Raw genomic sequence first — 20,292 nt, forward strand, 5'->3', positions numbered from 1 at the left:
TTCAATACCTCCGGCGATTCGAATACAGCTTCCGGATATAACCGATGTATCTTGTTCCTGTCTGATGATGCAGTTGCCTTTTAAAGCAAATCTTATCTTCAATACCTCCGGCGATTCGAATACAGCTACCGGATACAACCGATGTATCCTGCTGTTCCTGTCTGATGATGCAGTTGCCTTCTAAAGCAAAACCCTTTGATTGAATGCCTCCCGTAGGTGCTAATGCGATCTCCCATGGCCAGGTAGTCCTGTTCCACTTAGAAAGGCTCAAACTCCAGAACTAGGCAGATAAAGCCATTTCCTATTCGAATACGAACACGCCCTTATAAGAACAAGGAAATCTCGTACCTACTTTAAACACGAATCCTAACTCCGGACAGAACTGGCAGAGCCTGCTCTTATCAGAAATGCTATAATCTCCTGAAACAGGAATCGTCAAGCTGCAACAGTTTCTCTGAGGCACGAAAGTGTTGTCCTGTCAGGGTGGGTATGCAATGACGCATCTATCCCTGAAAAGAAACCTCACGTACCGGAAGTGCCGACAGTCCAGTGCGCTTCCCGGCCACTATACTTCCGGCAAACGAAATATCTCATTGACAATGATATTCCGTCACCAGGCGTATTAGCCGATGATTCCATTTTCCATATTTTACCGGTGCATGCCCAAAAGCATGCGAATGCAAGGGTGTTTTCCTGAATCGGATGGGTAGTAAGCAGATGGGTTAGGGTAGAAGGGGCCGGGTGATAAACGCCCGACCCGTAACTAAATGATACTGACTCTAAAAAATATATTCAACAGTTGTGTCATTATTACTGTCTTTTCGCTTGATTTACTTTTACCGAATTAACCGGATTATGACCGCGGAGCCCGATTTCCATGAAGTGCCGTTTCTCCAGCCTGCAGTCAAATTACTGACCACATCTTTGCAGTTGGTCTCTTTTTGCATTGTTCTTACCATGACTCCTCCAGTGATTTCCTCAACCTGAGTTTTTGTGCCGGTAACTAACATTGCAGGGCCGCTGTCTTTAGGAGTTCCTTCATCCAGGTTAGCTAAATCTACCATGAACATTTGCTGTGACCTCCGCTACTCAACTCCTTCTCCTGGTAAATAGCATTACCTTCTGCCGTTTTTTATAACTCCACTGATCGGGGTTGGTCGTTTGGCCAGGGTCATGATTGCAGTCCGCCTTTGCCTCAGCATCCTCAAAGAATGCCCTTCAGCTTCGCTGCTGCCCTAATAAATGACCACACCCGCAGTGCCACCTAGGCCGCACGATGGAACAGAGGGTGGCTCGAAGGAACCTCCTTTCCGAAGTTGAACTCACGAACCAGCTCGTAACGGTCGCTCCCTGCCAAACGCTTCAGTAAACTAAAACTGTGGCAATGGAAACTCCGTACAAACACTTTACCTGAGAGGTAAGGCGCTAACTGTGTAAACTGATGCGGCTGCAACGAACGTGCAAGGGCTATATGCGGACGATAGCTGCCCGGCTCCAGCTCGAAAGCACGCAACACTTTCCTGTGAAGCTCCTCCAAAGGCTTAGGATTAGCCACGTTCACATAAAACGTATGGCGCCCGTTTGCATGACGGCCATGATCTATGCGGGACGTATACACCGTGAATGCCGACTGATCTGCCACAAGCCCCTCCAGCATCGTTACGAACACCTGTTCATAACGTTCAGGAAACTCGGACCTGAACAGCGCAATATGCGCCTGCGAAAATGCCGCCGGATTCGATCCCAGCTCTTCTGCTATCAAATGCTTGTACATACTCACATCCTGAACCGTTTGCGCGTCCGGATGCACTACCAGCATGTAATCATGTAATACTTCCTGTTCCATGTCGTTATGATTATGCAATCATCAATTCGAAACAACTGTTATCATATACAGCAACATAATAACAGCCCCTCTTTCACAATACAAATATACGAAGAAAATTGGCAAATACTAAAAAAGTTAGCAAATAATACTAAAAAAAATGGCCGGGAAGCATAACTTCCTCAGCCACTATTATTTGTAATACGATTAAAGGCTTTTAATGATCGCAGCAAAGTCTGCCGCTACCAGCGATGCCCCGCCGATCAGGCCGCCATCCACATCAGGAGATGCAAACAGCTCAACCGCGTTAGAAGGCTTGGCACTGCCACCATACAGGATCGTAAGCCCAAGCGCTGCTTCCCGTCCGTATTTTGCAGCAATCTGCGCACGGATGAATGCATGCATATCCTGCGCCTGTTGTGCACTCGCAGTAAGGCCGGTACCAATAGCCCAGATAGGCTCATATGCAATCACGATATTCTTCAGCGCTTCTGCATCGAGGTGATACAGGCTTTCTTCCAACTGCTTTGCCACATATGCGTTCTGCGTTTCCGCTTTCCGCACTTCCAGCGGCTCGCCGCAGCAGAAGATAGGCTTCAGTCCGGTTGCCAGCACCTGATCGATCTTCTTCGCCAGCTGTGCATTCGTTTCATTGAAATACTCCCGGCGTTCGGAGTGGCCGAGGATTACGTAGGCAATACCAACAGAAGCCAGCATAGAGGCTGAAACTTCACCGGTATATGCGCCTGACTTCTCGCTGGCGCAGTTTTGTGCGGCAACGAAAATGCCGGGATAGTTGCGGGTGAGCTGCTTCACTTTCGCCAGGTAGGGGAAAGGCGGGGCTATTACCACAGCCTGATCTTCTGCCAGGGTTAAGCCTGCGGCCAGGATATCGTTCACCAGTTGCTCGCCTTCTGCGAGGGTCAGGTTCATTTTCCAGTTGCCTGCTACGATCTTCTTTCTCATGATTTTACGGTGCTTTTGATAAGTGGCGCGAAAAATACGCATTTATCCTCGAAATATCCGGGTTAGAATTTCGCGGTCGGCTTCCATAAGCTGCGCACCCTTCAGCCGCATCCACGCATCGGCATCCCGGAGCGCTTCTTCGAGCCTGTATTTGTCTGTGACACCTGCACCGCCCCAGCTGAAGGAGGGGAGGTATTTGGGCGGGAAATTGCCGCCAAACACGTTGCAGCTTACGCCTACCACTGTGCCGGTATTGAACATGGTATTGATCCCGCAACGGCTGAAATCGCCCATCAATACCCCGCATTTATTACCTGCCGGCCAATACGCCTGTTTGGCTTCCATCCAGATCCGTACCTCGCGGGCATTGTTTTTCATGTTAGAACAGCTGGTATTGGCGCCAAGATTACACCATTCGCCTATTACCGCATCGCCCAGGTAACCGTCGTGCCCCTTATTGGAATGGGCAAAGAAAACGGTGTTCTTGATCTCTCCTCCGGCAACGCTGCGCGGACCCAGTGTGGTGGCGCCGTATATCCGGCTTCCCATTTTGAGTACCGCCCCTTCACCCATGGCGAATGGCCCGCGGATGAGGTTGCCTTCCATGATTTCTGCATCCTTACCGATGTAGATCGGTCCGTTGGTGGCATTAAGAATACTGCATTCTACCCTGGCACCCGGTTCCAGGAAAACGTCATTGGCATTCACTACCTGATTCGTAGAAGAGATAGTGGCGGATTTCCGGCCTTTAGTCAGCAATGCGAAATCGTCGCGCAGGGCGCTGTCGTTATGCCGGATAATGTCCCATGGCTGGTCTATCCGCCGGATTTCACCTTCGTATTCAAGCCGCACGCGGGTAGCCGGTGCGAAGAAGTCTTCCCCGCTGATGAGCTTTGCCAGCAGCCGGCCGTTTTTATACAATTCCTGGCCCGGCTCCATACATGCAAGTGTTTCCACCAGTCCGGTAGAGGGGAGGAGGTGCCCGTTTACCAGCACGGTTATACTCTTTGCAGGGGCTTTCTGCAGGGGGAATTTCGCCTGAAGGTATTCAGTGGTAAAGCTGCTGAGCGGTCCTGTACCCAGCCATTTTTCCCATTTTTCGCGAATAGTGAGGATGCCCGTCCGGATTTCGGCAACGGGGCGCGTATGGGTAAAGGGGTAGAGCTCGTCGCGCTCGGGCGTGTCAAACAGGATGTAGTGTCGGTTCATAACGGGGCAAAATAAAAAAATCCCGCCGAAAGCATTCGGCGGGACCAATAAAAATATTCGGAAGAGGCTTATTTAGCGTCTTTCTTGTAACGTTTGTTGAATTTGTCGATACGACCTGCAGTATCCACCAGTACGTTCTTACCGGTATAGAACGGGTGAGAAGTATTGGAGATCTCAAGTTTAATCACTGGATACTCGTTCCCGTCTTCCCAGGTGATGGTTTCGCGGGTAGGAGTGGTGGATTTGCCCAGGAAGCTATCCCCATTGGACATGTCTTTAAACACTACGAATCTATAATTTTCCGGATGAATTCCCTGTTTCATATCAATAAGTTAATAAATACAGAGCGCAAAGGTAAAGCAATAAATTGAAAATCCAAAGAAAAATTAGCTTTTCATATTTACATATTGCAAGGGAATCCCCAGATTGGCTTCTTTGCATTTCTGTATAACGTCTTGTAAATCATCTATTTTCTTGCCGGTAACCCGAACAATATCGTCCATAATGGCAGCCTGCACCTTCAGCCCGGAATCCTTGATCATTTTCACCACTTTCTTAGCGTCTTCCTGTTTGATACCGTTTCGGACCGGCACTTCTTTTTTCACGATCTTCCCGCTCACATAATGTTCTTTGCTAAGGTCGTAGATTTCGGCGGCAAGCCCCTGGCGCATGCTCCTGCTGATCAGTACATCAATCACCTGGTCCAGCTTCATATCCGATTCCACTTCCAGTTTTACGATCATTTCCTTCTTATCCAGGTCAATTTCAACAGGAGAGCCCTTGAAGTCGTACCGGTTGTTGATTTCTTTCTTAACGGTATTAATAGCATTATCCAGGGTTTGGAGATCAACTTTGCTCACGATATCGAAAGACGGCATATACGCGGGTTTTTAAAAATGTGAATAAACGAGGGGCAAATATAAGAAAAAACCGCCACCGGAACCGGCAGCGGAAATGAAGATAGAATGGCGGAGAATGGTTACATGAGCGGGTAAAGAGCCTGCATGCGGTCAATTGTTGTTTTGCGCATGGATGTGCAGGTCAGTTTGTTTCCCACGTATAGTAACGTTATCGTTTTCAAGATATTGTTCATATTTACTGCGTACATCATTAGATTGTTTCTTTCCATTGATGAACAGGTCATTGCCTTTCTTTTCAATATGGAAGCCTTCATTACGGTCAATGAGCTTATCGGATTCCATTTGCTTCAGCAGTTTATTGTAATTCTCGGTAGTGGCTTTATTGCGTTCGGTAAGGTTACGGTGTTTTACTTCCATTTCCCGGGCGCGGGCTTCATGCTTGCGGCTCATCTCCTGAATGCGGGCTTCCTGTTGCTTTACCCGGGCAATTTGCTCGGCAGTAAGTTTGTCGGAATGCTTGCGTACTACATCGGCACGGGCCATTGCGGCGTTATGTGCGCGTTCAGTTTCCATGCGCCATTTTTCCTCGGTCACTTTGAACTTATCCGCGTCTACCCGGAAACGGGCTTCGTCTTTATGGAATTTCTCAGCGTCTGTCCTGTACTTTTCCGCGTCTTTCCGCAACTTTTCATTCATTTTACGGATCTCATGCTGTTGCTTTTTCCAGTCAATTTTTTGGAGATTCTTGCGGGTTTCCTTCATGGCTTTGTCCCAGTCTGCCTTCTTGATATGCATTTTTACATCATCAGAAAGCATTTCGTATTTCATAACCCCGATTTTGTTCAGATCGAACTGTAACTGGCTGAGGTCCATGTTTTCCAGTTGTTCAAGCGCCTGAAGCTGAACCTTGCGGAAGTCGATGTCCTTGAATTGGAAAGAGGAATCGAAAGTATATTTAAAAGAATGGTCGAAGTTGAAGTTCTTGTTATCGAAAACCTTCTGGTATTTCAGATAGCTTTCTTCAAACTCTTTCCTTTCAGCGGGCGACATATCATCGATCGAGTTGTAAGTTTTGGCTTTACCATCTTTATCGCGGATGATAATACGGCCTCCGGGCACAGTGGTATCGCCATCAGAATAGAAATATGAGTTCCTGTTGCTGAAGTTATACACTACACCGGGTGTTAAAGGCGCAACCGGGGGAGCGGGAGGTGCCGGGGGCAAAGGAGCCATCGGGCCTCTTGGTGTAGCTGGAGCTAAAGGAGGCAAAGGGGGCACGGGTGGTGCAGGAAATCCCTCTGCTGTAACCGGAGGTTCAGGACAAGGCACGTTGCAGTCAGGTGCAGCGGGAGCCTCAGGTGCCTTAGGCATTGCGGCAGGGGCCGGTGCCGCAGGAGGCGTGGGTGCTATAATGAAATCCGGTACGTCAGGCTGGGCGGAAGGAGATGGCTGTGCAGTTTTACCTGTTACCGCTTTGGGCGCCACGGTATCTGCTTTATTTTCTTTGCGGCTGCGCCTGCTGTCCGGGTTCAGCCAGGCTATGGAAACGAGGCCGGAAAGTATGATCAGCAGTGCCAGGAGCCGCTGGCTATAGTTAAGATGTTTAGTTTTCATTTCCATGATACGTTTGATACGATGAAATAAATGGTGCCTGTCATGCGCGGCGGCCATTGCCATCGGGTTCACGGTCAACCGGTATTCTTCCAGTGCAACCAGGGCTTTGGCGTAGTGCATGGGCTGAACGGTTCCGGCAATTACCAGGTCGTCGCAGCAGTGTTCACGTTCCAGGCGGATGTTGCGGGATATCCACCATACGAACGGGTTGAAGAAAAGGAGCGTTTCTACAATGGATTGGAAGATATTCAGGAGATAATCATTGCGTTTGATGTGTGCCAGTTCATGCAGGAGAATGGCTTCCAGCTGTTCCGGACTCATGTTGTTAACCATGGCAGCTGGGAGGAGTATCACGGGGCGGAGGAAGCCGATCATCACCGGCACCTGCAGATGTTTGGAAATATGCAGTCCCACGCGTTTGCTGATCCCCATTTTACGGGCCAGCACCACCAGGTGCTCTTCCCAAACCGATCCCAGTGAGATAAGTCCCTGCTTGCGGAGTGTTTTCAGTTGCGCAAGGTCAATACAAAGCCGTATGAGCATCACGGTTACACCTACCACGTAAATACAAACCAGCAGGGGAAAGTAAGCTTCCATACCGGGAAGCGCAGCCTTTAAGCCTTCGGTTTGTGCGGGGGCATTCACGATGGTAATGGGTGATGACACGGATGAAATGCCACTGGTGTTCACCAATACTATTTCTGCGGCTTCACGGGCCGATCTCAATTGTGCGGCAAACGTGGCGGCGAACCATCCGGCAATACCTGTCAGAGACAAAAAGGAGAGATGGTATTTGATGGACGGCCCCGCCTGCGGCCATAGCCACAGTACGATGCGCAAACAGAGAAAGACGCAGCAGCCCTGCCAGAAAGAATGCAGGAGGGTCCAGCCGAAGGCCTGGATAAGGTCTGTCGTGAAAGGATGCAACAAGTTCATAAAACGGTATTTTTACGACTGCTTTTTATCGATTTCGTTGAGATACTCACGAATGCGGTCAATCTCCTCGCGCGAAGAGCGGTGCCCGCCCAGCGCCTGCATTACCAGCTGGGAAGCGGAGCCGGAAAATACCGTGTCAATCATCTTGTTCAGCAACTGCGCCTGCGTTTCCTCCCTCGGTACGGCGGCTTCATAAATATGCGTCTTAGCGCTTGCATCCCGCTGAAGCAAGCCCTTTTCATGCATGATCTGCATCAGCTTCAGCGTGGTGGTATACCCCACTTCCTTCTGCTTCTCCAGAATTTCATGCACTTCCCTCACCGTGCTGGTACCACGCTCCCAAAGGACCGTCAGTATTTCCAGCTCGCTTTCGGTAGGACGAATATGTTTGTTGTTAGCCTTGTTTTCCATGATATCTCTCCTTTGTACGAATGTCTTCGTAATCAAATGTACGATAGTTTTCGTAATTGCAAAACATGGGGGATTATTTTTGGATGAGCGGCATGCCCGCAGGAGGAGCGGAGCCGGCTTCAGAAGCCTTCCGCAGTGCCTTTGCAGTTTTCCCGCTGCCATTAGGGTCCCAGCCGGGAGCGCCGAATATATACATCCAGGCTTCCCGCCAGGTACGTGCCTGCCGGAGGTCTTTCCAGATAGCCGCCCATTCGTGGGTAGCAATGCGCAGCGGATTATATGTGCCGATGTTCACTGTCAGCCCGTAAACAGGTCTTTCCTCTTCGGGCTGGAATGTGCCGAAAAGGCGGTCCCATATGATGAGCACGCCTGCATGGTTACGGTCGAGGTACTTTATTTCGGAAGAATGATGCACGCGGTGGTGCGAGGGGGTATTGAAAATGAATTCTATGGGCCTGGGGAGCTTGTTGATGGCTTCTGTATGTATCCAGAACTGATATAGCAGGCTGATAGACTGCATGGCCATTACCATTGCGGGATGGAACCCCAGGAAGGGCATCCATATCCAGAACAGGAAAGCCCCGCTCAGGTTGCCCGTCCAGGTCTGCCGGAGGGCAGTGGAAAGATTGTATTTGCGGCTGGAATGATGGACCACATGGGATGCCCAGAAATACCGGATCTCATGGCTGCTGCGGTGAAACCAGTAATAGGTGAGGTCGTCAGCAAAGAAACATAAAACCCATACCCACCATAATGCAGCATCGAGGGTAAACAAACGGAACTCGTAGGCTGCGAGGTACACCAGGTAAATAACTGCTTTGGTAAACAGCCCGATGAAAACGTTCCCCAGCCCCATGGCGATACTGCTGGCGGCGTCTTTGGTTTCGTAGAGGCCCCGCTTTTCTACCGCGGAAAATATCACTTCGGCGGTGATGAGCAGGATGAAACCAGGTATGGCGAAATGTATCAGGTCCATAAAAAACGGATCATCTTTATCGGTAAGGGGATGTTGCGGAATATTCCTTTTGCCAAAAGTTAACGAAAATTCCCGTGACGGCCCGTATTGCCTAAAAAGATGATCCGTGGTTGACAGGCTAGAAGCGGCCTGCCTTGATAGTGAAATGGGCGGAAGGACCGCTTAGCTTCTCATCGGTAATACCTGCCGTATTGGAGCCTTTCACAAAGCGGTAAGATCCGCCAATGCCAAGCCGCAGGTAGGAGGTGATGTTCAGCTCCAGGTTTATATGGGGTTCACCTACGAAGAAGCTGCTGTAATCCAGCGATTCATGATCGTCCCATTCCTTGTACCGCTCACTTTTCATTACACCGCCGCCGCCAATAAGGGCGCCTGCAGCAATGTGGATGAGCTTATTCCCTTTGATCGTGTATTCAGGCACAAAACCGGTATACCACATGTTCCAGTAAAGCGTAGGGTCTGAGGCATGGGTACGGGGGGCTTCGATGTTGTTAACCAATGCATAGGCACCGGCTCCGAGCATCAGTTTGCTGTTGAGCATTACCCCGGCATATCCTCCCAGCAATACGCCCATCTTGTCATCGAATGTGGTGAATTTGATAGCGGGGGCGCCGAAGCCACCTACTCTTACCTTGCCTCCGCGGGCAAGACTTTCAATCTTTTGGTCCTGTGCAAGTGCCGGCACGGTGCAAAGCACGGCCAGGGCAAGCAGCAGGCGCTTACCTGTTTTTTTCATGTTCGTTGTTTTTATGGGGTGATCTGTTGGTTGATCAGATTATTTCTGCATAGTTTTTTCCTTGTAAGACACAGCCGAAGTGCCAAACCATCCCAGCACGCGGCCCTGTGAATTTTTATCGGTATTCAGCACATTGGTAGGTACGTTTTCCAGGATCTTGGCAAACAAACCGCCATTGTCGATCTGTTGCTGCACCTGGTCGAGGAAAGCGTGGCTCCTTTTAGTAACGGATGAGAGACGAACGATCACTTTCTCGCCTTCGAGGAAAGGTTTGCCGTAATCGGTAATACCTTCAGAAATGGGCTGGATGAAATCCTTGCCATCCGCTACATCTTCCGCATACGACCCATCGATGGTAAAAATATCTTCCACGCGGGTTTGCAGATTGTTGCGGTAGCTGCGCACCCAATACCAGTCGGTTGCACCCACAAGGTCTTTGGCATAAAACCGGGCAAAGAAGCCTTCTTCCCCTGAAACCGCTTCTTCTTTCGTTTTGAAGTCGGCGGCAATGGAATCGATGACGGGCACACGTTTCAGGGTGTCCTGCGCTTCAAATATTCCTTCTTTCAATTCCAGGCGGAGTTTATAAACGTGCCCGATTTCACCGATCTTCTGACCAGCCCCGGGGTCGTGGCTATACACGCCGTTGGCATATATAAAGTTGAAGGTTTTATTAGCAGTGATGTCTGTTACCGTCACCTTCGCATCGCTCACAGCGGGTGCTGTGCCCTGGCTGGTATAAGGTACAGTTTGGGTAATGCGGATCTGTTGTTTGCCCGGTACGTCAGTAAGCCAGGCGTCTACAACGGTGAAGGTCTTTCCTTTCGGTATATCGATATCGATCGTGTCTTCGCAGGCGGTGAATCCGGCAGCGGCGAGCAGAAGAGCGATGGTGGTGTGGTTCCTTTTCATATATAGCGTGCTTGGAAATTAGAATTTGAAGTTATAAGTGATACCGGGGATGATAGATCCGATGATGCTGAGGCGAACGGCTTCCTTCTTGGAAGGATCGTCAGGGTTCTGACGGAAGTATACGGTGTAAGCATTTCTCCGCGCATATACGTTGTAGAGACTGAACACCCATTCGCCTTTCCAGCGTTTCAGCTGCTTGCCCTTGTAAGTAAAGGAAAGATCGAGGCGGTGGAAGGGCTTCAGGCGGTAGTTGTTGCGCTTCTCTGTTGTGTTGTAAGGGATGTCCCAGTCCTGGAACTCGAGGCGGCTGTCGGCAAACGTTGCGGGTGTCCCGGATGCAAACATCCAGTTGGCACTCATGCTGGCACGCTTCGTGAATTCGTGGCTTGCCACAATGTTCAGGTTGTGCGTACGGTCGTACCGGTTAATGAACCATTCGTTCAGGCTTAAGCCGGGTGTTTTCCTTTCAGAGCGGCTCAGGGTATAGCTGATCCAGCCGGTAGTGGCGCCGATGTCTTTCTTTACATACAGCTCAAGGCCATAAGCACGGCCTTTGGATGCCAGCAGGTCGCCTTCAATGAATTCGTTCAGATCAAGGTCTGCGTTGTCGATAAAGTCAAGCTGATCCTGCATTTTCTTATAAAACACTTCGGCAGACAGTTCGAATTTATCACCGGGGGCGTTATAGAAATATCCTGCAGTTACCTGATCTGTCAGCTGTGGTTTCACGTTATTGGAAACAGGCGTCCATATGTCTACCGGGGTAGGGGAAGCGGTGTTGCTCAACTGGTGCATGTATTGTGCGGAACGGCTGAATGCTGCTTTAACAGATGATGTGCTGTTAATGGCATAGCGTGCAGAAAGGCGGGGCTCGAGGAAGTAATAATCGGCGATGGTTTTACCGTTTTCATAGTCCTTCGTTCCGAGGAAGCGTTTACGGATACCGGCTGTAGTGTCTGCATAGTAATAGGCCGTGCCTTTTCCTCTGTATTGGAATCCGGAAAGGCGTACGCCGTACTGCACTCCGAATTTGTTACCGGCTTTCCACTCATGATCGAGGTAGAGTGCACCTTCCAGCGCGTTTTTGTCTTTGAGTACGATGCGTGTTTCATCAGCATCCTGGCGGGCAAGGGTGTTGCCGGGCTTAAAGGTGTATAACGTTCCCTGAGCACCGAAATGCAGCGTGTTGCTGGAATTCAGGTAGTAGGTGAAGTTGGGCTTCACGCCGTAGTTGATGATGTTTGATTTCCAGCTGAACTCCTGATCGGAAGAGGATTTCTCGTTGCTGAGGAACTTCAGGCTGTAATCGTATTTGGTATAGTAAGTGGTCAGGTTCATGAAAAGCCGGTTATTGAAGATGTGGTTCCAGCGCAGCGATGCGGTATTGTTACCCCAGTTCATATTGGCTTCTTTTCCAAACCCGAACACGTCGCGGCCGAAGTATCCGCTAACGAAAAGACTGTTATTCTTATTCAGCTGGAAGTTTACTTTGGCGGTCAGGTCATAAAAGTACAGTTTGGTATCTTTCATGTCTCCCTTCAGGAAGGGCTTCATGAGCACGTCCATGTACGATCTGCGGCCTGCCACGATGAAGGAGGACTTATCTTTCTGCAGCGGACCTTCAATAGCGAGGCGGCTGAAGATATTACCGATACCGCCGGTCATTCCGAACTTCTGGTTATTACCGTCTTTCATCCTGATATCAAGTACGGAAGCGGTTCTGCCACCATATTCAGCGGGGAATCCACCCTTTACAAGGTTGATGTTTTTTACTGCATCAGGATTAAATACGGAGAAGAAGCCCAGCATGTGGGTGGAGTTGTAAACAGGCGCCTCATCCATCAGGATAAGGTTTTCATCGCCATTACCACCGCGTACGTTGAAGCTGGCGGCGCCTTCACCTACAGTGTTCACACCAGGGAGGGTCTGGATAGTACGGATCACGTCTACTTCACCCATGAAGGTGGGCAGCTTTTTGATTTCCGCAATATCGAGTTTGTTCATGCTGGTATTGAGGGTATTGATATTCTTTTCCTGTTGCTTGCCGGAGATCACTACCTCGTTGAGCTGACGGTCGGATTTACCCAGCTTGATGTCCAGCCGCTTGTTGGCGGTAAGGTCGATAGTGAATTTCTGCGGTTGGTATCCTATATAGGAAAACTGTATATCGTGCTTGCCGGCAGGCAGGGTAAGGGAGTAGAAGCCGTATTCGTTGGATACGGTACCTGTGGAAGTGCCGGGCTTCCCTATGGAAATGCCGATGAGTGTTTCGCCGGAGTTTTCGTCTTTTACATAACCGCTGATGGTAAACCGTTGCTGTGCCGATGAGGCGGTAGCAATCAGGATGAGTAAAAGGCTCGTCAGCAGGCGGGCTGTTGATTTCATATTGGTTTTCAGTTTATAGTGAGGGCGGATGCATGGTACCGGAAGCCAGTTCCGGTCATTTTCCGAACATATGACGTGCAAAATAGAACATACCCCTATGGATGGGAAATTAATTCTATGTTGAAGGTAAAAATGGCCGTCCTGCTCTTTTCATGGGAGAAGGCGGCCGGAGTTTGCCCGTTCAGGTGGAGTGGAGATGGAAATATACCTTAATTAAGGGAAATGAATATGATGAAAAGGAAGTTAATGTTGCAACAGCATCTGATGAAAATCATGTTTTTTCCCACTGAAAGAGCGGAATTTCATGGCGCGTAACGGAATAAATTCAATCCAGAACGGCGCACTGGTACCCCAGGTGGCGCACGAAGGAGATAACCTGATGCTCTTCCATTTGCGGGCAATCTACCCGTAACACCTTGTCGCAATCCTCCAGGTCGAGGGTGCACATGGTAGCGGAAAACTCGCCGGACAAAGCGCGGATTACCTGGTTTTTCTCCCTTTGGGTATTGATATTTGTTTTGAAGATGCCGATCATGGTCCGATTTGAATTAATTTGCCTCAAAATTCGGACCTGGCAGGTTAAAAGGCTTGCATCAAACGGATTTAAACTTACACTTAACGGATTTTCTATGTCGATCACCGTCACCAACGAACGCAAAGAAGTCTTGTTTCACGATGATACAGTGATGTGCCCGGAATATTTCTCCCGGGCGGAGCTGAAAGAGCGCCGTCATGAAGTGAATCTCAAATCAGGCAGGGCGGATTTCCATGAAATCAGTTTCGACGGTTTTCTTATGGGGTTCGGCAGCGCCGTCATAAACGAGAAACTGCAAATCGACAGTCTGGATACCCTCCAGCGCGTAGGCATGCATTTCATGATCCGGGGGGAGGTGACTGCCTCCATAAAAGGACTCAGAAAGGATTTCAGGACCCGGGAATTTGAACATAACCTCGTTTACAGCCCCGAACCGGAAGAAAAGCTGCAGGTAGAACGGCAGCCGGAAATAAGAGTGTTTGCACTCACATTCATGAAAGACCGGTTCATTCAGCTGGCACATCATAACGGCCCCGTTCTGGAGCGATTTGGCGAAAACGTGGAAAACAACCGGCCGGTATACCCCGACCAGATCTATAAAATGACACCCCGCATGATGCAGGTGATCGATGAAGTGCAGAACTGTCATTTCACCGGCGGACTGAAGAAGCTCTTCCTCCAGTCCAAAGCTATCGAGTTACTGGCGCTCCAGTGCGAGCAGTTTGAGCTGGATGGGGTTGCCCGTCCTGATAAGATGTCGCTCATCCGGTCTGATGAAGAAAGAATCCGGTATGCGCGCGACCTGCTGCTTGCCAATGCCCAGGAACCATTATCGCTGGGAGAACTATCCCGGCAGTCGGGGTTAAATGAATTCAAGCTGAAATCGGGATTCCGGAAGGTGTTTAACAATACCGTTTTCGGTTATCTCAGTGAACACCGCCTGGAAGAAGCCCAGCGCATGATCCGGCAGGGGAACATGAGCTTTACCGAAATCGCCGATGAACTGGGGTATTCTTCCCTGCAGCATTTCAGTAACGCCTTCCGGAAAAAGTTCAGCTGCAGCCCCCGTGAATTTCAATCGAAATAAAGGTTCAGATACTATTTGAGTTAAATTACTATCAGAATAGGCTCTTTTGCCCTATTTTCGGGCATTTCACAAATAATTCATTATCAAGTAATTAAACTGCCATCCTTCAGTCATCCTTCAGTGATCCTTCAGTAAAAGGGGGTGTTCACTGGTGGTTGACTGAAGGATCACTGAAGGATCACTGAAGGATGAAACTCCCGAATCCGATACGATATTAACTGTAAAGCAAAAGCACTGAGCATGAAAAAGGCCGTCTCTTCGAAAGAATGAGACGGCCTTTTTCATATAAATCAGTCAGGTGTTTTAAGACTGTATGCGGGCATTTTATCAGGAGAAAGATGCTTTATGCGCTTTTGCGAAATCTTCCAGCGATACGGGGTCTTTACCTGTAATATCCTTCACTGCAGTGGTTACCACAGCACAATGGCCGTTTCTCACTGCTCCCACGAGCATAGCAAGGTAATGCGCTGCACTTTCAGGAGCGCCGGATGCAATAACACCCTGGATCAAAGCTTCCTCGGGAATGTTTTCGTACGTAACGGTTTTACCGCTGGCTGCAGAAATAATAGCTGCTGCTTCATGGTTATCAACCGCTTTAGGGCCGGTGAGCGTCAGTTCTTTACCAACATGTGCTTCATTGAGCAGCAATTCCACGGAAACCGCGGCAATATCCGCCGTTGAGATCACGGAATATTTACCATCTCCGGCAGGAATGAGGATCTTGCCCAGTTGTTTAATAGTGGGGCTGAAAGGGCCTTCTGAGAAGTTTTCCATGAAGAAGTTAGGGCGAACGATGTTGTACGGGATGCCGGAAGCAATCAGGTACAGCTCTATCTGGCGGAGAGGGGCCGCTTCCACATGCTCAACGCCTATGGCAGACAGGAAAACGATTTTCTTCACCTGTGCTTTCTTCGCTTCGTCGATAAACGGACGGAGCTTGCCGGCTGCATCTGCATCAAGGGGCAGGGCGGAAAGGAATACCAGATCCACGCCAGCCAGGGCCGGTGCGAAAGTAGCCGCATCTTCCTGTACCAGGTGTACCGGCGTTACGTTACCCGCCGGGGCTTTATATTTCTCCGGGAAGCGGGTGGCAGCTTTCACCTCAATGCCGGGTTTCCCCGCAAGGGCCTTTACAACTTCCTTTCCTGCAAATCCGGTTGCTCCGAGTACGAGAATAGTGTTTGACATGTTTCTTGTTTTAATAAATGTTATAAATATTGTTACAGTTATGAGTAAAAAAAATCAGAAGTGCTTTTTGATGAACTCAGCAAGGGTAACCTGCCCTAACTGGCGGCCAACCGCATCATCTATACCGGTAAACAAGCTGTCGAGGGCTTTGTTGATATTTTTACCAACAAGGCAGTCCGGATTAGGATCGTTGGGGGAGAAGCTGAAAATATGATCCTCCTTCACGAGGGCAAAAACGTCCGACAGGCGGATGTTTTCCAGCGGGCGGGCCAGCCGGCTACCTCCGTTTTTACCTTCCCTGCTTTCCACAAGGCCCGCATTCCGCAGGGCACTCAGTTCCTTCCTCACCAGCGCAGCATTACTGTTCAGCGACCCCGCGATGAATTCGGAGGTTAGCCATTCGTCTGTGAAACTGCCCATGAGCGAAAGTATGTGAACGTGTATGGCAAATTTACTGCGGACCAATACTGTAATATTTAAGATTACAGTACAAATGTATAGGATTTTAAATTCCCGCCAAAAATATTTTAGCGTACAGCCATACCCAGTGCCAGGGGCAATAGCATTTCATACAGGCGATTACCGCATTCTGCCTCGCTCTGCTGGTCTGTCCGGATAATGAGATCCGGGGCCATAGGATGTTCAAAAACGCCGTTAACGCCGGAAAGGCCATATACCTTGTCTGGATGTCCTTCGGGGAGAAATGCGCGCTTATAAAGCCCTTTTGTGTCCCTCCGGATGAGTTCTTCCAGAGCGCAGTCTATCTGGATGGTGGCGGCGATGCCGTAAGTCTTGGTGATTTCCCGGCGCACATGGTCGAGGGGGTTAATGGCGCAAATGATAGTGAAGATGCCGTGCCGGGAAAAACGGCTGGCCAGCCATGCCAGCCTGCGGATGTTTTCGGCCCGGTCTTCCATACTCAGCCCCAGCTCCTTAAATAGGCGGCCCCGGCATTCATCACCGTCCAGCACTTCCACAGGGCATCCTGCTGCCCGGAGTTTTTGCTCCGCAAAGCGTGCCAGTGTGGTTTTTCCCGCGCCTGACATTCCGCAAAACTGTACGATCATAACTGAAAAGTTGAAACGTTTTTATATCCATAGGCGCTCATCAGCTCCCAGTCTGTATGCTGATCCACCACCTCAATCAATGCAGGATGCAGGAGGCTGAGGTACTTTCCGGAGCGGTAGAATCCGCCGTCGAATGTTTCATGATGCGTTTCGGGCGGATGGTGATCCCAGTGGGCGGGAAGCACGATCTTTTCGGGAGACTGCATGCTTTCTGGCAGAAAAGGGAGGTGCATTTTACCGCAGATGTTGGCCACCGTTTCCCGGGGGCAGGCAAGCAGGTGCTCATACCGTACGATCATGGTTTGTTCAGGCATTTCCTCCCTAAGCCGGTACCAGGCTGCATATTTGCGGTTAAACTCCTCGCAGGCAGCGGTCAGTATCGTCTGGAAAAGGCTTAGCCGCTGCGGCTTTACATCCCGGGAATCTGCACATCCATGCTGTTTCATCATACTGAATGCCCAGGCATACGGGTTCTTAACGGAGATGCAGTAATACACTTCCCGCCGTTGCAGGGCTTCCGCGAGCGCGGTGGATAATTCTTCGGTAAATACCTGTTGCCGGTTGTCATCTGCACGGGTAGTGGCAGCGGCATGGCGGATGGTCAGCTCCCAGGGTGAGGCTGCATCACCGGCGAAGAGGGCCCGGGGAGGGGCTTCGTGCTTATCGCCGAGGATATGCATCAGCACCTGTGCCTGCGGACAGGCCGTGGTCAGCAATGCGCGCAGGTAATTGGTGCCTGTGCGCTTTTCACCGTACTGCTTAATGAATGTTTGCATGATCGGTTAATAAGATTTGTTCAAAATGCTGTTCCCACATATTGGCAATGCTTTCCTGCGACCAGGCATCCTGTGTGGCGTTCCGGATACCAGCCTGCAGCAGGTGATGGTAATGACCGCTGTCTTCATACAGCCGTTCCAGTTGCGCTGCTATGCCATTAGGTTCCACGAGCCCGCCGGTAAGCCATCCGTTGCCATATGTATGAGGTTTGGCGGGTATGAGAGCGGCAGATCCTTTCCATAATTCCGAACAGGCAGTATGGTCGGGCACTATCTGTGGTGCGCCGGTTGCGGCATGTTCCATGCTTACCAGTCCCCAGCCTTCGCCCATGGCGGTATTGATCCCTACATCACAGGCGTTGTATAGAAGGTTCAGTTTTTCGGTAGGCCAGTGCGGATGATTACGGCCCGGATCTGTAAGCACCAGCCTGCCGGATATACCCAGCAGCCGTGCCTGCTGCTCCACTTCGGTTTCCAGACCCTTTGTGGCCATATGCAGGCAAAGCCGTACGTTCTCAGGTTTGTTACGGGCAAAAGCTGCAAAGCCCCGCAGTGTGAGATCGATGCGTTTGCGGTGTTGGTTCTTGTTGGCATTAAGTACCCAGAAGCCCCTGCGCAGGTCATCCTGCCCCGGAAAGAGGGCTTCCCGGGCAGCGATCCTGCGGCCGGCGGTAGTACCGGGTAATGGATAAAAGCGCCCGCCATCGAGGGGATGGGGGATCACTGCCATGTTGCGGAAAGGCTGCCGGCGCGAGAGGCCCAGTTGTGTGGCACAGTCTTTCAGCACGCGCTTCCCGAAATTGGTAAAGGCCACTATGGAATCGAGCTGTGCCAGGCCTTTGGCAAAATCAGCATGGTTGAGTCCGCCATCTACCGGGATGTACCCTGCAACATGGCAGCGGTGCGCTGCCTGCCGGATGGCGGTAGTGTATCTGCCTGCGAACCAGATGTCGCAATAGAGAAGGATGGCGTCGGGCTGCAATTGGTCTATAAGGCCCGGCAGCACGGATTCCCCGAATACATCGTTGGGGTGTGGGTTGTAGTGTAATGTGAATGTGCCTTTGAATGGTTCTTTACTGAATGCGTCTACACCCAGCACATGAACATCGTGCCGGGTGGAAAGCCCGCGGGCTATTAGTTGTGTGATGCGGGCCATGCCTGTTTGCTGTGCAAATTGCCCTATAAGTAAGAGTTTCATGCGCGTCTTCCGGTTCTTTTAGGAGCGGCGGCAGGGAGTACCCTGGCCGCCGCGTTGATATGCTGTCTGATAACGGTGCTATCCTTTGTCCTGCAATTCCTTTTGTTGCTGTGTGGTCACAATCGGATCATACAGGAGTATTTCCGATTCTGCATTGATGCTGCCAACGAGCCATGGACTGTCCATCCAGTCGGTAGTCATAGCAAAGCTTTCGCTTGCTTTACCCGGCATGAGCCCTTTCATTCCGATGCAGGTGTAGCTGACCATACCCGGAGAACCCGTAAACCCGATGTACTGTTTCCAGCCGCTGAGGGAGGCGCCGCAGGTATAGAGCCAGTTGGCGAAATCTGCGGTGGGGTAGTTCATGAGGTTCACCGCGAATGCGGATACCACGCAGATGTAGTTCCCCTGTCCGTATTGCTGGATATCCTTCAGCATATAGGTGTAAATGAGGGGCTGGTTATTGAAATCGTTGTTGTCCTGGTAATAGATTTTGCACATCTGCACTTCCTGCGTCTGACTGTCGAGCAGGGCTACCTGCAGCGCACCTACCGGCCAGCCCTTAGGAGTGGAAGGAGGAATAACTGAGTCGGGGTTGATGACGTTGCTGTTGCAGATCATGGTAGCGCCGGTTGTGAAGTTGCTGCCGTTTTGCCCGGTGCCGGGAGTGAAATTGGCATTTGCCTGAGCAATGATAGCACCGTTCATGTAAGCAACGAGGGCCTCCTGTACTGCATCTGCGGTTGCGCCGGTAAAGAGTGTGGAAAGCGGGCGCAGGGTGAACTGCATAACGGCAGGATTGGTATTCACGGAAGTGGACCATTTGGTGTACAGGCTGCTGTAATCGTCACCGAATCCAGGGTTCAGGATGTTTAGGATACTGGCGTCCCCACCGGTACAGGCAATAGTCACAATGCGGCTGTTGGCCCATGTTTGTCCCAGTTGATTCCATTCTGCTTCGGAGGTGGCTTTGGCGGAAGTGAACAGTGCTTTATACTCCATGGAAGCATTGGCACTGATTTCCTGCTCGTTGCTGCTGTAGGATCTTTCCACCGCTTCGTAGTAGTTCATGTTGCCGCCGCAGATCACCTGCGATACGTAGTGTGTACCAAATTTGCGGAATACACGGAAGAAATCTTCCTTGTTGTCGTTGTTGTACACGCTGGGGAGCGTATCTACAGACGGGTCTTGCGAGAATCCGGGAGAAAGCCACTGGACGCCCGTGTCTTCCAGTACAAGATCCCAGCAATTGAAGGATGCTTCCGTCATGCAGTACCAGTAACTGGTGTTGGAGTTGAAGGTGTTGGCATAGGCTGCGTCAAACTGGCCCTTGAAAGCCCCGTATGAGCCACTGACGCCTGCTTTGGCAGAGAAGAAATTCTGGAATTGTTCGGCACCTTCAAATACTTCCGTAGTGCCATACACGTTGGAGTTAGGCACTACCGCGAGATTGTCGGGCACTTCATACGTGATGCCGGCAAATGTGTATTCCGATGCATCATTTGTTTTGTGTATGAAAAGCTGTGAGGTGAGCGAAGAAATGTCGTATTCGCCCAGAATGTTAAAGCCGAATCCTACTACGTCGGCTCCTGGAATGATGTTCATGATAAA

The 20,292-nt window shown here is 50.3% G+C and carries 20 protein-coding genes; 2 read left to right on the plus strand and 18 right to left on the minus strand.

Translation table 11 applies throughout. From position 1 onward, the window contains the following. Nucleotides 1-184 (plus strand): hypothetical protein (locus DEV76_RS26210; RefSeq protein ID WP_232826960.1); only part of this gene is annotated, 184 nt, incomplete at its 5' end. Nucleotides 185-1,264: 1,080 nt separating this feature from the next. Here the strand turns inward: DEV76_RS26210 and DEV76_RS15575 are convergent. The 12 genes from DEV76_RS15575 to DEV76_RS25950 form a co-directional block, all read right to left on the minus strand. After that, nucleotides 1,265-1,846: a 2'-5' RNA ligase family protein gene (locus DEV76_RS15575; RefSeq protein WP_109698843.1), complete on the minus strand. Its 582-nt coding sequence runs from the start codon at nucleotides 1,844-1,846 to the stop codon at nucleotides 1,265-1,267. 186 nt (nucleotides 1,847-2,032) lie between these two features. Further along, entirely contained in the window at nucleotides 2,033-2,791 is a 759-nt protein-coding gene (gene tpiA / locus DEV76_RS15580; RefSeq protein WP_109699031.1) for a triose-phosphate isomerase, read from the minus strand. A 42-nt stretch (nucleotides 2,792-2,833) separates the two neighbouring features. Then, the gene (locus DEV76_RS15585) at nucleotides 2,834-4,000 is read right to left on the minus strand and encodes a putative sugar nucleotidyl transferase (RefSeq protein WP_109698844.1); all 1,167 of its coding nucleotides are present in this window, start codon (nucleotides 3,998-4,000) and stop codon (nucleotides 2,834-2,836) included. A gap of 68 nt (nucleotides 4,001-4,068) precedes the next feature. Continuing rightward, nucleotides 4,069-4,323 (minus strand): type B 50S ribosomal protein L31, encoded by a 255-nt coding sequence (locus DEV76_RS15590; protein WP_109698845.1) that lies wholly within the window; start codon nucleotides 4,321-4,323, stop codon nucleotides 4,069-4,071. Between the two features lie 63 nt (nucleotides 4,324-4,386). Next, complete coding sequence (locus DEV76_RS15595) at nucleotides 4,387-4,878, minus strand: YajQ family cyclic di-GMP-binding protein (protein WP_109698846.1); 492 nt, start codon at nucleotides 4,876-4,878, stop codon at nucleotides 4,387-4,389. A gap of 132 nt (nucleotides 4,879-5,010) precedes the next feature. After that, nucleotides 5,011-7,410, minus strand: coding sequence for a M56 family metallopeptidase (locus DEV76_RS15600; RefSeq protein ID WP_109698847.1), 2,400 nt, complete (start codon nucleotides 7,408-7,410; stop codon nucleotides 5,011-5,013). Nucleotides 7,411-7,422: 12 nt separating this feature from the next. Continuing rightward, a complete protein-coding gene (locus DEV76_RS15605; protein ID WP_232826961.1) occupies nucleotides 7,423-7,857 on the minus strand; it encodes a BlaI/MecI/CopY family transcriptional regulator in 435 nt (144 codons plus the stop codon). Nucleotides 7,858-7,894: 37 nt separating this feature from the next. Then, complete coding sequence (locus tag DEV76_RS15610; protein ID WP_109698849.1) at nucleotides 7,895-8,797, minus strand: sterol desaturase family protein; 903 nt, start codon at nucleotides 8,795-8,797, stop codon at nucleotides 7,895-7,897. A gap of 118 nt (nucleotides 8,798-8,915) precedes the next feature. After that, nucleotides 8,916-9,533: an ABC transporter substrate-binding protein gene (locus tag DEV76_RS15615; protein ID WP_109698850.1), complete on the minus strand. Its 618-nt coding sequence runs from the start codon at nucleotides 9,531-9,533 to the stop codon at nucleotides 8,916-8,918. A gap of 39 nt (nucleotides 9,534-9,572) precedes the next feature. Continuing rightward, on the minus strand, nucleotides 9,573-10,445 hold the full coding sequence (locus DEV76_RS15620; RefSeq protein ID WP_109698851.1) for a DUF4249 domain-containing protein: 873 nt from the start codon (nucleotides 10,443-10,445) through the stop codon (nucleotides 9,573-9,575). An 18-nt stretch (nucleotides 10,446-10,463) separates the two neighbouring features. Next, on the minus strand, nucleotides 10,464-12,830 hold the full coding sequence (locus DEV76_RS15625) for a TonB-dependent receptor (RefSeq protein ID WP_109699032.1): 2,367 nt from the start codon (nucleotides 12,828-12,830) through the stop codon (nucleotides 10,464-10,466). Nucleotides 12,831-13,155: 325 nt separating this feature from the next. Then, complete coding sequence (locus tag DEV76_RS25950; RefSeq protein WP_157962916.1) at nucleotides 13,156-13,365, minus strand: hypothetical protein; 210 nt, start codon at nucleotides 13,363-13,365, stop codon at nucleotides 13,156-13,158. Nucleotides 13,366-13,459: 94 nt separating this feature from the next. Here DEV76_RS25950 and DEV76_RS15630 point away from each other — a divergent pair, with 94 nt between their 5' ends. Then, a complete protein-coding gene (locus DEV76_RS15630; RefSeq protein WP_157962917.1) occupies nucleotides 13,460-14,452 on the plus strand; it encodes a helix-turn-helix domain-containing protein in 993 nt (330 codons plus the stop codon). Nucleotides 14,453-14,779: 327 nt separating this feature from the next. On the opposite strand, the gene DEV76_RS15635 is transcribed toward DEV76_RS15630, so the two are convergent. The 6 genes from DEV76_RS15635 to DEV76_RS15660 all read right to left on the minus strand — a co-directional run bounded on the left by DEV76_RS15635 (nucleotide 14,780) and on the right by DEV76_RS15660 (nucleotide 20,286). After that, complete coding sequence (locus tag DEV76_RS15635) at nucleotides 14,780-15,640, minus strand: NmrA family NAD(P)-binding protein (RefSeq protein ID WP_109698853.1); 861 nt, start codon at nucleotides 15,638-15,640, stop codon at nucleotides 14,780-14,782. 54 nt (nucleotides 15,641-15,694) lie between these two features. Further along, entirely contained in the window at nucleotides 15,695-16,105 is a 411-nt protein-coding gene (locus DEV76_RS15640; protein ID WP_109698854.1) for an Rrf2 family transcriptional regulator, read from the minus strand. 62 nt (nucleotides 16,106-16,167) lie between these two features. Then, nucleotides 16,168-16,707 (minus strand): adenylyl-sulfate kinase, encoded by a 540-nt coding sequence (locus tag DEV76_RS15645; RefSeq protein ID WP_109698855.1) that lies wholly within the window; start codon nucleotides 16,705-16,707, stop codon nucleotides 16,168-16,170. Beyond that, nucleotides 16,704-17,483 carry a sulfotransferase domain-containing protein gene (locus DEV76_RS15650; RefSeq protein ID WP_109698856.1) on the minus strand — a complete coding sequence of 260 codons (780 nt, stop codon included), beginning with the start codon at nucleotides 17,481-17,483 and terminating at the stop codon, nucleotides 16,704-16,706. Before DEV76_RS15650 ends, DEV76_RS15645 begins: the two co-directional genes overlap by 4 nt. Beyond that, a complete protein-coding gene (locus DEV76_RS15655) occupies nucleotides 17,467-18,681 on the minus strand; it encodes a glycosyltransferase family 4 protein (RefSeq protein ID WP_109698857.1) in 1,215 nt (404 codons plus the stop codon). The genes DEV76_RS15650 and DEV76_RS15655 overlap by 17 nt, the downstream gene beginning before the upstream one ends. A 78-nt stretch (nucleotides 18,682-18,759) precedes the next feature. Further along, on the minus strand, nucleotides 18,760-20,286 hold the full coding sequence (locus DEV76_RS15660; protein WP_109698858.1) for an MAC/perforin domain-containing protein: 1,527 nt from the start codon (nucleotides 20,284-20,286) through the stop codon (nucleotides 18,760-18,762). Nucleotides 20,287-20,292: the final 6 nt, after the last annotated feature.

Source organism: Chitinophaga deserti (assembly GCF_003149455.1).
GTDB classification, from domain to species: Bacteria; Bacteroidota; Bacteroidia; order Chitinophagales; family Chitinophagaceae; genus Chitinophaga; species Chitinophaga deserti.